Raw genomic sequence first — 12,662 nt, 5'->3', positions numbered from 1 at the left:
CTGGCGCGGCCTCGTGAGGCGGCAATCGAGGTTCGCGGCGGCGCCGCACAGGACACCGTTCGGCTCCGACGCCGGGCAGTCGTCGGGAGGGGGCGTACGAGGACATGGCTGGAAACGGCGATCGCGCCGAGGCGTGGACCTCGACCCTGCGCGAGCAGCAGTCCGCCCTGGACCTCGGCGCCGAGCTGGGTCCGGCCGACCCGGCGGCATACACGATGCGCAAGCCGATCCCCGAGCCGATGCCGACCGACCAGCACGGCCCGGCCAGGATCATCGCGATGGCCAACCAGAAGGGCGGGGTGGGCAAGACCACCACGACCATCAACCTCGGCGCCGCCCTGGCCGAGTACGGCCGGCGCGTGCTGCTTGTCGACTTCGACCCGCAGGGGGCGCTCTCGGTCGGCCTCGGCGTCAACCCGCACAACCTCGACCTCTCCGTCTACAACCTGCTGATGCAGGACGACGTCACCGCCGAGGACGTGCTGATCAAGACGGATGTCGCCGGGCTGCACCTGCTGCCGGCCAACATCGACCTCTCGGCCGCCGAGATCCAACTGGTCAACGAGGTCGCCCGGGAGATGGCGCTGGCCCGGGTGCTCAAGTCGATCCGCAAGGAATACGACTTCGTGCTGATCGACTGCCAGCCGTCGCTCGGGCTGCTCGCCATCAACGCCCTCACCGTGGCGGACGGCGTGCTCATCCCGCTGGAGTGCGAGTTCTTCAGCCTCCGCGGCGTGGCCCTGCTGCTGGACACCATCGACAAGGTCCGCGAGCGGCTCAACTTCGACCTGGAGTTGGAAGGCATCCTCGCCACCATGTACGACAGCCGCACCACGCACTGCCGGCAGGTGCTCCAGCGGGTGGTCGAGGCATTCGGTGACAAGGTCTACCAGACGGTGATCACCAAGACGGTGAAGTTCCCCGAGTCGACGGTCGCGGGCGCGCCGATCACGACGCTGGATCCGGCCTCCTCCGGAGCCCGCAACTACCGGCAGTTGGCCCGGGAAGTGATCGCCGCGCAGGCCGAGCGGTAGCGCCGGTGGGCGGTTTCCGGCCGGCCCGCGCCGGCCGGTGTTCCGGGTCGGTTGCCGGGCCCCGGTCGGTGCCCGCCGTGTCGAGGATCATCAGGTGAGTGACGGTTACAGGTGAGTGACGGGACCGGGGCGGCGCTGGTGGCTGGCGGTCCGGAGCCGGTGGACTACGGTCGTCGGGTGACCTCCCCGCCAGCCTCCCCGGCCACGCCCGACCCGCCGTCGGTCGCGCCGCCGTCGGTCGCGCCGTCACCGGGGGCGCCGGTCGACGGCGACGACGGGCCTGCGGCGCCGGGTGAGCCGGCCGGCGGAACCGGGACCGACGACGTCGAGGCGGAGGCGGCCGGCGGGTTCACCGTACGGCTGGCGAACTTCACCGGTCCGTTCGACCTGCTGCTCCAGCTCATCGGCAAGCACAAACTCGACGTGACCGAGGTCGCGCTGCACCGGGTCACCGACGAGTTCATCGCCTACATCCGCGCGATGGGTGACGACTGGGACCTGGACGAGGCGAGCGAGTTCCTCGTCGTCGCCGCGACCCTGCTGGACCTCAAGGCCGCCCGGCTGCTGCCCGCCGCCCAGGTCGAGGACGAGGAGGACCTGGCCCTGCTGGAGGCCCGGGACCTGCTCTTCGCGCGGCTGCTGCAGTACAAGGCGTTCAAGGAGGCCGCCGCGCACATCGCCGAGCTGGAGTCGGTCGGCTCTCGCCGCTATCCCCGGGCGGTCACCCTGGAGCCACGGTACGCCGAGGCGCTGCCCGACCTGGTGCTCGGGATCGGACCGGACCGGCTCGCCGCGCTGGCGGTGAAGGCGATGACCCCGAAGAAGCCGCCGGTGGTCTCCATCGACCACGTGCACATGGTCCGGGTGAGTGTCCGGGAACACGCCGCGCTGCTGCGGGACCGGCTCCGTCAGGCCGGTATCGCCACCTTCCGAGTGCTCTGCGCGGATTGCGAGTCCACGCTCGAAGTGGTCGCCCGGTTCCTGGCCCTGCTGGAGCTGTATCGGGAGAGTCTGGTCGGGTTCGCCCAGGTGGAGGCGCTCGGCGAACTGACCGTACGGTGGACCGGCCCCGACGACGGCGGCGCCGACCTCGACATCGACGAGTACGCGGGTGCGCCGGCACCACCGGACCGACCGGCCGGAGAGGACCAACCGCCGGAACCGCCGGTGCCGGCGGTCACGGCGGAGGGGGGCGGGACCGCCCCGGACGGGACGGCGAGCGGCGACGAGCGGGACGAGACGCAGGAGGAGACGCGGTGACCGGCGAAGAGCAGCCCGACTCCCTGGCCGAGCAGGCGGCGGCCTGGGTGCCGCCGTGGGAGCGGCCGGCCGCGACCCGGCTGCCCCAGCCCTCCGCCGAGCCCGCCGACCCGTCGACCGATCCCGCGGACTTCTCCGACGGAGTTGAGGATTCGTCGGCGCCGTTCGAGGTGGTTCCTGAGGTCGAGGTGGTTTCTGAGGTCGAGGTTCCTGAGGTCGAGGCGCCGGCCGCGGATCGGACGGGATGGGAGCCCGGTGCCGGAGAACGTGGTGCCCAGCCGGGTGAGGCGGTGGACGTACCCGGTGATGCCGGTATGGAGCCGGAGGGTGAGCCGGCGGCGGTGCCGGTGCCCGGCGGAGCCGGCCGGCGGGCCACGGCGCTGGCGCTTGTCGACGACGCCGAGCTGCGCGGAGCCCTGGAGGCGATCCTGCTGGTGGTGGACGAGCCGGTCACCGAGATCGTGCTGGCGCAGGTGCTGGAGCAGCCGACCGGGCGGGTGGCGGCCGCCCTGGCGGAGCTGGCCGCCGGCTACACCTCGGCCGGGCACGGCTTCGAGCTGCGGAGGGCGGCTGGCGGCTGGCGGCTCTACACCCGTCCGGAATACGCGGCGTACGTCGAGCGGTTCGTGTTGGACGGGCAGTCTGTCCGGCTGACCCAGGCGGCGCTGGAGACCCTCGCCGTGGTCGCCTACAAGCAGCCGGTGACCCGGTCGAGGATCTCGGCGATCCGGGGTGTCAACTGTGACGGGGTGATCCGTACCCTGGTCTCCCGCGGCCTGATCGAGGAGTGCGGCACCGAGCCGGAGAGCGGAGCCTTCCTCTACCGGACGACGACGCTGTTCCTGGAGAAGCTGGGGCTGGACACCGTCGCCCAGCTCCCGTCCCTGGCCCCGTTCCTGCCCGACGACGTGGAAGAGATTGCCGATGCCCCACGATGACAGCTCCGGTGCCCCCGGCGTCGAGCGCCTGCAGAAGGTGCTCGCCGCGGCCGGCGTCGGTTCCCGGCGCGCCTGCGAGGATCTGATCTTTCGGCGCCGGGTCACCGTGGACGGGCGGGTCGCCCAGCTCGGTGACAAGGTCGACGCGGCCACCGCCGTCATCTACGTCGACGGTGAGCGGCTGGTCACCGACACCCGGCTGGTCTACCTGGCGATGAACAAGCCGCGCGGCGTGGTGTCGACGATGGCGGACGAGAAGGGCCGCACGGCGCTGGCGGACTTTCTCGGCCGGGTGGAGGAGCGGGTCTACCACGTCGGCCGGCTCGACGCCGACAGCGAGGGACTGCTGCTGCTGACCAACGACGGCACGCTGGCGCACCGGTTGATGCACCCGTCGTACGGGGTGTCGAAGACCTACCTCTGCGAGGTGGCGGGCCCGCTCCGTCGCGACGCCGGACGGCGGTTGAAGGCCGGCGTCGAGCTGTCGGACGGCCTGGCCCGGGTGGACGAGTTCCGCCTGGTGGACACGTTGGGACGGACGGCACAGGTCGAACTGACCCTGCACGAAGGGCGCAAACACATCGTGCGGCGGCTGCTGGAGGAGGTCGGGCATCCGGTCTCCCGGCTCATCCGTACCGCCATCGGGCCGATCCGGCTCGGGGACCTGCGGCCCGGCCGCAACCGCCGGCTGACCAACGCCGAGATCGCCGCGCTCTTCAAGGCGGTCGAGGACTGACGACCTGCTGCACGCTCCGGGCCGGGTCGAGGCCGGCGTCCGCCGGATACCGCTGGGCCGGACGCGAACGCGGTGGGGCACTGCTCTGTCCGGGGGCGGTTGCTGCTGTGTCCGGGGGCGGGCACTGCTGTGTCCGGGGGCGGGTGCTGCTGCGCCGCGAGGCGGTTGCGTCGGAGCGTCGTCACCGACCGTCGCTGCCGGTGTCGGGCGCGGGCCGTTCCGGCGCACGGGGCATGATGGACTGCGACAGGCGGTGCGTTGCCACGGCCGGCCGCCCGGGAAGATCGGCGGTGCCGGGCGGATCGCCCGAAGGAATCGGTGGAGGAGGAACGGTGGCTGAAAAGGTACGGACCGGGCGATGTGTCGTCGCCGTGGATGGCCCGTCCGGTTCGGGAAAGTCCACCGTCTCCCGGCGGCTGGCGAGCGCGCTCGGCGCCCGCTACCTCGACACCGGGGCGATGTACCGGGCCGTCACCTGGGCGGTCCTGCGCTCCGGGGTCGATCCGCAGGACGCCGAGGCGGTGGCCAAGGTCGCGGGGGAGACCGACCTGAAGATCGGGGTGGATCCGGAGGCGCCGAGCGTGACCGCCGACGGGATCGCCGTCGACCGCGAGATCAGGGGCCCGGAGGTGACGGCGGCGGTCTCCGCCGTGTCGGCCGTACCCGCCGTCCGGGAACTGCTCGTCGGGCTACAGCGCGAGATGATCGACGCGGCCGGGCGGATCGTCGTGGAGGGCCGGGACATCGGCCCGGTGGTGGCGCCGGATGCCGACCTCAAGGTCTTCCTGACCGCCTCGGCCGAGGCGAGGGCGCGGCGGCGCAGCGCCGAGAACGCCGCCGACCTCGGTGCGACAGTGGCCGACCTGGCCCGACGGGACCGGCTCGACTCCACCCGGGCCGCCGACCCGCTGCGGCAGGCTCCGGACGCGGTGGTGCTGGACAGCACCGCGCTCGGCATCGACGAGGTCGTCGCCAGGCTGCGTGAGCTGCTCACCGGAGAGCGGCCGGCCCGGTGACCGGGCGGATCGGTGGGATCGGTGAGTTGGTGAGCCGGGGTCGTACCCGGTCGGGCGAGGAGGCGGCGTGAACGCGGGGGACGGTTGGGTCGAGCTGCGGGAGCCGGAGGCCGAGGAGGAGGCCGGGACGACCGGACCGGTCCCGGTGGTGGCGGTGGTCGGTCGTCCCAACGTGGGCAAGTCGACTCTGGTGAACCGGATCATCGGCCGCCGGCAGGCGGTGGTGGAGGACACACCGGGGGTGACCCGGGACCGGGTCCCGTATGACGCCCAATGGTCGGGGCGGCAGTTCACCGTCGTCGACACCGGCGGATGGGAGCCGGACGCGAAGGACCGGGCCGCCGCCATCGCGGCCCAGGCCGAGAACGCGGTCGCCACCGCCGACGTGGTGCTCTTCGTGGTCGACGCCACGGTCGGCGCCACGGACGTCGACGAGGCCGCGGTACGGATGCTGCGGCGCAGCGCCAAGCCGGTCATCCTGGTCGCCAACAAGGCCGACAACGCGGCCGTGGAGATCGAGGCCACCTCGCTCTGGTCACTCGGCCTCGGCGAGCCCCGGCCGGTCTCGGCGCTGCACGGCCGCAGCTCCGGCGACCTGCTCGACGCGATCCTCGAGGCGCTGCCGGACGCGCCGCCGGTGACCGAGGCGGGTCCGCGGGGGCCGCGCCGGGTCGCGCTGGTCGGCCGCCCCAACGTCGGCAAGTCCAGCCTGCTCAACCGGCTCGCCCGGGAGGAGCGGGCGGTGGTCGACTCGGTCGCCGGCACGACGGTCGACCCGGTCGACAGCCTGGTGGAGGTCGGTGGGGAGGTCTGGCAGTTCGTCGACACCGCCGGGCTGCGCAAGCGGGTGGGCAGGGCCAGCGGTACGGAGTACTACGCCAGCCTGCGTACCGCCGCCGCGATCGAGGCGGCCGAGGTGGCGGTGGTGCTGCTCGACGCCAGTGAGCCGATCAGCGAGCAGGACCAGCGGATCCTGACCACGGTCACCGAGACCGGTCGGGCCCTGGTGATCGCCTTCAACAAGTGGGACCTGGTCGACGCGGACCGGCGATATTACCTGGACAAGGAGATCGACCGGGAGCTGCGCCGGATCCCGTGGGCGATCCGACTCAACGTCTCGGCGAAGACCGGACGGGCGATGGAGAAGCTCGCGCCGGCACTGCGCACCGCGCTGGCAAGCTGGGAGACCCGGATCCCGACCGGGCAGCTCAACCAGTGGCTGACCGCCCTGGTGCAGGCGACTCCGCACCCGGTGCGCGGCGGCCGGGCGCCGAGGGTGCTCTTCGCCACCCAGGCGGGCACCTGCCCGCCCCGTTTCGTGCTCTTCACCACCGGTCCGCTGGACGCCGGTTACCAGCGCTTCGTCGAGCGCAAGCTCCGCGAGGAGTTCGGCTTCGCCGGCAGTCCGGTGGAGGTCTCGGTACGCCCCCGTAAGAAGGTCGGTGCCGGCGGGCGGGGCAAGCCGCACGGCTGACCGCTCCGGCCGGAAGCAAGCCAGCCACCGTCGTCGGAGTCCCTACCCGGCGTCCACGTCACGCGGCACCGGTATCCTGACCTATCTTCCTAGGACGCGCTTGGTGATGTGGGCCGGGTCGCCGGGGACAGCGGCCGATCACGCGCGGCAGGGGAGGGGACGGTAGGGCGATGCGCGGACGAAGGCGCCCTGCGCTACGCTGTAGCGGCTGTCGCACGGCGAGCCGGGCGGAAGCAGCGGGACGTGGCGCAGTTTGGTAGCGCACTTGACTGGGGGTCAAGGGGTCGTCGGTTCGAATCCGGCCGTCCCGACAGACAGAAAGCCCTGACCAGCAGAATCGCTGGTCAGGGCTTTGCCTTTGTCTATGGAGTTTTGAACCTCCCCCCGAAAACCCCCCGTTTATGGGTGTCGGCAACCAGGTCTGTTATCCGTGTGCATCGTTGTGGGGACTGTAAATAGCTCCTCTGTCAAGCCCTGGGTGTGCAGTCGGTGTGTAGGGCTTGGTAGACGACGTCGGACAGGCGTCGTTTCAGTACGCGGAGGGCTTCAAGGCCGCCGTCGCCGGCGTTTCGGCGGCGGGCGAGGAGGTCTTTGGCGGGCTGGTGACAGCGGGCCTGGGTCATCGCGATGCGGTGCAGTGCGGCGTTGAGCTGGCGGTTGCCGGTGCGGCTGAGTCGGTGGCGGGCCCGATTGGACGACCACACCGGTAGCGGCGCGGTGCCGTTGTGGCGTGCGTAGGCGGCCGCGGAACGGAATCGGGTGATGCCAGGATCTTCGCGGCGGTCAGGGCGCCGCAGCCGGGCACGGCGATGAGTGCTGGCGCGAGTTTTTCGGCCAGCCAACCCGACATGGTCAGTCAACCGACCCCACGGCCGTTCCGCTGCCCCTACCACCGCTGACGTCACGGCCAGCCACCGTGTCGACCTCCACAACCGACGTCACCTCGCCACGCTGACCTCAGCAAACGCCCTATCTGCACGGCGTTGGGTCAGAGGGTGAGTCAGGCCGGGGGGGTGCCCCGCTCCCACATCATCACTGTCAGGAATCGGGCCGACCGCCATGGACCTGATCTCCAGGTCGGCGTCGGTCGCGGCCGCAGCCAGCACCTCGACATCCCGCGTTCGACCACGAACCCAGCATCCACAGCCGCATACGCCGCAGCTTGGGAGTGTCAAGTTAACGGCTGATCTTGGTTTTTGAAATGGTCAGTGGTTGGCCGGGGTGAGCCGGCCCTCGAAGGCGATCTGGAACGCGTTGAGAGGTGCTTTCCAGCGCATGGTCCACCGGCGGCGGCCGTTGCCGGTGGGGTCGAGGCTCATCAGCGCCATGTACACACACTTGAGCGCGGCCTGTTCGTTGGGGAAGTGTCCGCGGGCGCGGACGGCCTTGCGGATGCGGGCGTTGACGGACTCGATCGCGTTGGTGGAGCAGATGACCTTGCGGATCTCGACGTCGAAGGCGAGGAACGGTACGAACTCGGCCCAGGCGTTCTCCCACAGCTTCACGATCGCCGGGTACTTCCGGCCCCAGGCCTCGGCGAACTCCAGGAACCGCTCCGTCGCCGCGTCCTCCGTGGGCGCGGTGTAGACCGGCTTGAGCGCTTTGGCGATCTTCTCCCAGTCCTGTCGGGCCGCGTAGCGGAACGAGTTACGCAGCAGGTGGATCACACAGGTCTGCACGATGGTGCGCGGCCATACCGCCTCGACCGCTTCGGGTAGGCCCTTGAGTCCGTCGCAGACGAGCATGAGCACATCAGCGACGCCGCGGTTCTTCAGCTCGGTGAGCACGTGCAACCAGTGCTTGGCGCCCTCGCCGCCGTCGCCGGCCCACAGGCCGAGGATGTCACGATGTCCGTCGACGGTGACCGCCATCGCCAGGTAGACGGGCCGGTTCGCAACCTTCCCATCCCGGATCTTCACGTTGATCGCATCGATGAACACGACCGGGTAGACCGAGTCGAGGGGCCTGTTCTGCCACTCGGCCATCCCGTCGACGACCTTGTCCGTGATCGTCGAGATCGTCTGCTTCGACACCTCGGCGCCGTACACCTCGGCCAGGTGCGCGGCGATCTCCCCGTGCGTCAGCCCCCGGGCCGACAACGACAACACGAGCTCATCCACCCCGGACAACCTGCGCTGGCGCTTGCGCACAATCTGCGGCTCGAACGTCCCCGCGACGTCCCGCGGAACCCGCACCTCGACCGGACCAACATCGGTCAGCACCGTCTTCGCCCGGGTGCCGTTACGGGAGTTCCCGGTGCCCTTGCCCGCCGGATCATGCTTGTCGTAGCCGACGTGGTCGGTGATCTCGCCCTCCAGAGCGGACTCCAGAACCCGCTTGGTCAGCTGCTGCAGCAGGCCGCCCTCACCGGTCAGCTTCAGCCCCTCACCGCGTGCCCGGTCCACCAGCAGCGCGATCAACTGCTCATCCGTGGCCGCATCCACCGACCCGCCTGCCGGCTCCTGCTCGATGGTGGTCTCGGTCGTCATCTGGCGCATCTCCCTTGATCAGCAGATCCGCCGTTAGTTGTACACACCCCGCAGCTCGGGCGTATCACCCGTGACGTCGGTCAGCACCGCCTTGGCTCGCACACCGTTGCGGAGGTTTCCGCCGTTCTTGCCCCAACGTCGTTCAGTTAGGCGTGGGTGGGGCTGGTCAAGGGGTGTGTTGATCAGGGAATGAGAGGCGGGGTTCCGGTATCAAGGTTTGTCACTCCAAGACAACCCGAACCAGGAACCCCGCTCGGTGGATCAGATTGCCATAACACGGACGGTCACGGTAGCTGCCGGACCGTTCGCGGCGGGTCATCTCGGTGAGTTGACCCGCCTCGTGCCGTTCGAGATGGTCGATGATGTGCTGGCCACGACCCGGCGTACGCAGCGACGGGTCCGCCTGTTGCCGGCCCGGGTCGTGGTGTATCTGCTGCTGGCCGGTTGTCTGTTCGCCGATTGCGGCTACCGGCAGGTGTGGGCGAAACTCGTCGCCGGCCTGCGCGGGCTACCGGTACCGGACCCCAGCGGCAGCGCGTTACGCCAAGCCCGGCAACGACTCGGCCCGGCCCCGTTGCGGGCCTTGTTCGACCTGCTACGAGGGCCTGCGGCCACCGGCGCCGTCGCCACCGTGTGGTGGCGGGGCCTGCTGCCGGTCGTCATCGACGGCACCATGATCACTGTCGCGGACTCGCCGGCCAACCTGCACCGCTACGTCAAACACCGGTGCAACAACGGCGGCTCCGGCTACCCGACACTGCGGCTGAGCGCCCTGCTGACCTGCGGCACTCGTACGGTCATCGACGCCGTGTTCGACCCGAGCACCACCGGCGAGACAGCCCAAGCCGAGCGACTCGCCCGCAGCCTACGCGCCGGGATGCTGCTACTGGCCGACCGCAACTACTGCGCCGCCGACCTGATCACCGCCTTCACCGCGACCGGAGCGAACCTGCTGATCCGCTGCAAGACCGGCCGCAGACTCCCGCTGATCCACCGCTACCGCGACGGATCCTGGCTATCAGTCATCGGCGGCCGACACGTCCGCGTGATCGAGGCCCGAATCAGCATCACCACCACCACCGGCAGCCACATCGGTGACTACCGGCTCATCACCACCCTGCTCGACCCGTCCCGCTACCCCGCCGCCGACCTCGTCACCCTCTACCACCAGCGATGGGAGATCGAGACCGCCTACCTGGAACTCAAATCCACCATCCTCGGCGGCCGGGTCCTACGCGCCCGCACCCCCGACGGCGTCGACCAGGAGATCCACGCCCTGCTGATCGTCTACCAACTGCTACGCACCGCCATGGTCGACGCCACCGACAGCCAGCCCGGCCTCGACCCGGACCGGGCCAGTTTCACCACCGCCCTCAACGCCGCCCGCGACCAAGTCGTCCACGCCGCCGGCGTCATCGCCGACACCGTCATCGACCTGGTCGGCGCCATCGGCGAACGTGTCCTGGCCAACCTGCTGCCCGAACGCCGCATCCGCACCAAGAGCCGCATGATCAAACGCTCGAACTCCAAGTACCAAGCCCGCGGACCGAACATCGATCGCCGCACCTACAAGGCCACCACCAGCATCGATGTCATCACCAACGACCCTTGACCAACCAACCACTGCCCTAACTGAACGGCGTTGGTTCTTGCCCGCCGGATCGCCCTGGCGCTGAACGCGGGCGTCGCCCCGGTGCACAGGCCGGGCAACGCCGCGGCATCACGTCGAGCGGCCGGCCGGGGCCCCGTCGCCACCCGGCGACGGGGCCCCGGCCAAAGCCAGTCTCAAACCACCGCCCGCACCCACTGGGCGTCCGAGAAGTCCAGGGTCTCGGCGAAGCGGCCGAGGTAGGGGTACAGGGCCGGGTTCTCGATGTGCTTGCGTAGGTCCTCACCGGTCGCCCAGCGCTCACTGATGCGGTAGGAGCCGACCTCGTCGGGGCTGTGGTAGATCGCGTACAGCTCGTAGCCGGGCTCCTCCCGGGCCGTGTCCATCACGACCCGCATCGTCTTCTCGACCTCGGCGGCGTCCACGCCCGGCTTGAGCCGGGCATTGCCCCAGTAGCCGACCGGGTCGGTGGACTCCAGGATCTCGGCGGGAGCGAAGTCCTTGGCATTGAAGTGGTTGAGCTCAGACATCGGGGTGCCCTTTCTCGTCTTGTGTTCCTCGTGGCCGTAGCGACGGCCACGAGGAAATGTTCGTCCAGTGCCGAGCTGTCGACAAACACCCCACAAGTTACTCGTAAATAGTAAGTTAGTTTCCCAGGAACAGTGATGGCGCCAACTCACCGTGCCGCTGCAGAAGGCGACCGCGGAAGTGTGAGCGAACAGAGGACTGTTGCGGCCGTACGTCAACGGCGGGATCGCGGTGCGCGGCGCGCCGGGACGGTGTCGATGGTCGGGCGATGCGTTCACGGCTGCTGACAGTTGCCTTCGAGGCGTGCGGACCTGCACCTGACCAGCGCCGATCTCGCCTTCCCCTACAACACCATGAGCATCGGTATCGCGGTCAGCGTCATTTCCGCCCGAGGCGCGGCGGGGGCCCGAAGAAACAAACGACCCATGGCGCGCCTTGACGCGCCATGGGTCATGCCGCCGATCGGTCGGATCAGACGGCCACCGCCGTCGCGCGCCCCATGAGTTCGTCGACGGTCGCGGTGCCGAGTTCGGCCTGCACGGCCGGGCGTACGACGGTTCCGTACAGCTCGATTGTCCTGAGGACCTCGCGCTGCGGCACGGCGCCGGTGTCGATGTGGATGTAGGAGCGCACCTGACCCCAGTGCTCGTGCATGAGCAGGATGCGCTCGATGATCTCCTCGGGGGAGCCGACCAGCAGCCCGCCCTGCGGTCCGCTGTCCTGATCGAAGCGGTCGCGGGTGGGTGGCAGGAAGCCGCGCTGCTCGCCGACGACCTTCATGAACTGGTGCCAGTGCGGCCAGAACGTCTCGCGTGCCTTCTTCCCGTCCTTGTTCAGGAAGCCGGGCGAGCCCAGCATGAGCATGGTCTGTTGCGGAGTGTTGCCAAACTGCTGGGCGGCGCGGCGGTACAGTTCGGAGACGCCCGCGTTGCGGATCGCGTTGCCGCCCAGGACGCCGGTCGCCATCGGCAGACCCAGCCGCGCGGCCCGGATGACGGAGGCGGGGTTGCCGCCGACGCCGAGCCAGATGGGAATCGGTCCTCGCTCGGCGCGCGGCGGGATGTACTCGCCGTTGAGGTCCGGGCGGGTCCTGCCGCGCCAGTAGACCCGTTCGTGCTGGTTGACCTCCAGCAGCAGCTCCAGTTTTTCAGCGAACAGCTCGTCGTAGTCGCGCAGGTCGTACCCGAACAGGGGGAATGACTCGATCGACGATCCGCGGCCGGGGATCAGCTCCACGCGCCCGTTCGCGATCGCGTCGACCGTCGAGTACTGCTCGTACACGCGGACCGGGTCTTCGGTGCTGAGCACGGTCACCGCCGTGGACAGCTTGATCCGGTTGGTCTGCGCCGCGATCGCGCCGAGGATCGGCGCGGCCGCCGACCCCGGGAACTCCGGGGTGTGATGCTCTCCGACGCCGAACCAGTCCAGGCCCACCTGCTCGGCGAGCACCCCGGACTCCACGATGTTGCGGATCGCCTGCGCCTCCGAGATGCGCTTGCCCGTTTCCGGGTCCCAGTTCGCGTCCCCGAACGCGCCGATGCCCAGCTCCATGACTGCCTTCTCTCAATCGTGATGAAT

General features: G+C 69.9%; 11 protein-coding genes and 1 tRNA gene. 8 read left to right on the top strand and 4 right to left on the bottom strand.

Annotated features, from left to right (window positions below; translation table 11 throughout):
* Positions 1-104: 104 nt before the first annotated feature.
* The 7 genes from ACN27G_RS16880 to ACN27G_RS16850 all read left to right on the top strand — a co-directional run bounded on the left by ACN27G_RS16880 (position 105) and on the right by ACN27G_RS16850 (position 6,769).
* Complete coding sequence (locus tag ACN27G_RS16880; RefSeq protein ID WP_421493776.1) at positions 105-1,034, top strand: ParA family protein; 930 nt, start codon at positions 105-107, stop codon at positions 1,032-1,034.
* A 177-nt stretch (positions 1,035-1,211) separates the two neighbouring features.
* On the top strand, positions 1,212-2,294 hold the full coding sequence (locus tag ACN27G_RS16875; protein WP_421493775.1) for a segregation/condensation protein A: 1,083 nt from the start codon (positions 1,212-1,214) through the stop codon (positions 2,292-2,294).
* On the top strand, positions 2,291-3,232 hold the full coding sequence (gene scpB / locus ACN27G_RS16870; RefSeq protein ID WP_421493774.1) for an SMC-Scp complex subunit ScpB: 942 nt from the start codon (positions 2,291-2,293) through the stop codon (positions 3,230-3,232). The genes ACN27G_RS16875 and scpB overlap by 4 nt, the downstream gene beginning before the upstream one ends.
* Complete coding sequence (locus tag ACN27G_RS16865; RefSeq protein ID WP_421493773.1) at positions 3,219-3,968, top strand: pseudouridine synthase; 750 nt, start codon at positions 3,219-3,221, stop codon at positions 3,966-3,968. Before scpB ends, ACN27G_RS16865 begins: the two co-directional genes overlap by 14 nt.
* A 332-nt stretch (positions 3,969-4,300) precedes the next feature.
* The gene (gene cmk / locus ACN27G_RS16860; protein WP_421493772.1) at positions 4,301-4,984 is read left to right on the top strand and encodes a (d)CMP kinase; all 684 of its coding nucleotides are present in this window, start codon (positions 4,301-4,303) and stop codon (positions 4,982-4,984) included.
* 67 nt (positions 4,985-5,051) lie between these two features.
* Positions 5,052-6,458 (top strand): ribosome biogenesis GTPase Der, encoded by a 1,407-nt coding sequence (gene der / locus ACN27G_RS16855; RefSeq protein ID WP_421493771.1) that lies wholly within the window; start codon positions 5,052-5,054, stop codon positions 6,456-6,458.
* 237 nt (positions 6,459-6,695) lie between these two features.
* A tRNA-Pro gene (locus ACN27G_RS16850) sits at positions 6,696-6,769 on the top strand.
* A 156-nt stretch (positions 6,770-6,925) separates the two neighbouring features.
* Here ACN27G_RS16850 and ACN27G_RS16845 read toward each other — a convergent pair.
* On the bottom strand, positions 6,926-7,351 hold the full coding sequence (locus ACN27G_RS16845; RefSeq protein WP_421497339.1) for a transposase: 426 nt from the start codon (positions 7,349-7,351) through the stop codon (positions 6,926-6,928).
* A gap of 312 nt (positions 7,352-7,663) precedes the next feature.
* The gene (locus ACN27G_RS16840) at positions 7,664-8,947 is read right to left on the bottom strand and encodes an IS256 family transposase (RefSeq protein ID WP_421490881.1); all 1,284 of its coding nucleotides are present in this window, start codon (positions 8,945-8,947) and stop codon (positions 7,664-7,666) included.
* A gap of 256 nt (positions 8,948-9,203) precedes the next feature.
* Here ACN27G_RS16840 and ACN27G_RS16835 point away from each other — a divergent pair, with 256 nt between their 5' ends.
* The gene (locus ACN27G_RS16835; protein ID WP_421491116.1) at positions 9,204-10,559 is read left to right on the top strand and encodes an IS4 family transposase; all 1,356 of its coding nucleotides are present in this window, start codon (positions 9,204-9,206) and stop codon (positions 10,557-10,559) included.
* 173 nt (positions 10,560-10,732) lie between these two features.
* On the opposite strand, the gene ACN27G_RS16830 is transcribed toward ACN27G_RS16835, so the two are convergent.
* A complete protein-coding gene (locus ACN27G_RS16830) occupies positions 10,733-11,086 on the bottom strand; it encodes a putative quinol monooxygenase (RefSeq protein ID WP_421493770.1) in 354 nt (117 codons plus the stop codon).
* A 469-nt stretch (positions 11,087-11,555) separates the two neighbouring features.
* Positions 11,556-12,635 (bottom strand): LLM class flavin-dependent oxidoreductase, encoded by a 1,080-nt coding sequence (locus tag ACN27G_RS16825; protein WP_421493769.1) that lies wholly within the window; start codon positions 12,633-12,635, stop codon positions 11,556-11,558.
* Between the last annotated feature and the right edge of the window lie 27 nt (positions 12,636-12,662).

Origin of the sequence: Plantactinospora sp. WMMB334 (genome assembly GCF_049179095.1) — a bacterium.
Classification (GTDB): domain Bacteria; phylum Actinomycetota; class Actinomycetes; order Mycobacteriales; family Micromonosporaceae; genus Plantactinospora.
Note: the sequence above shows the minus strand (reverse complement) of the source record. Positions and strands in the feature narration are given on the sequence as shown.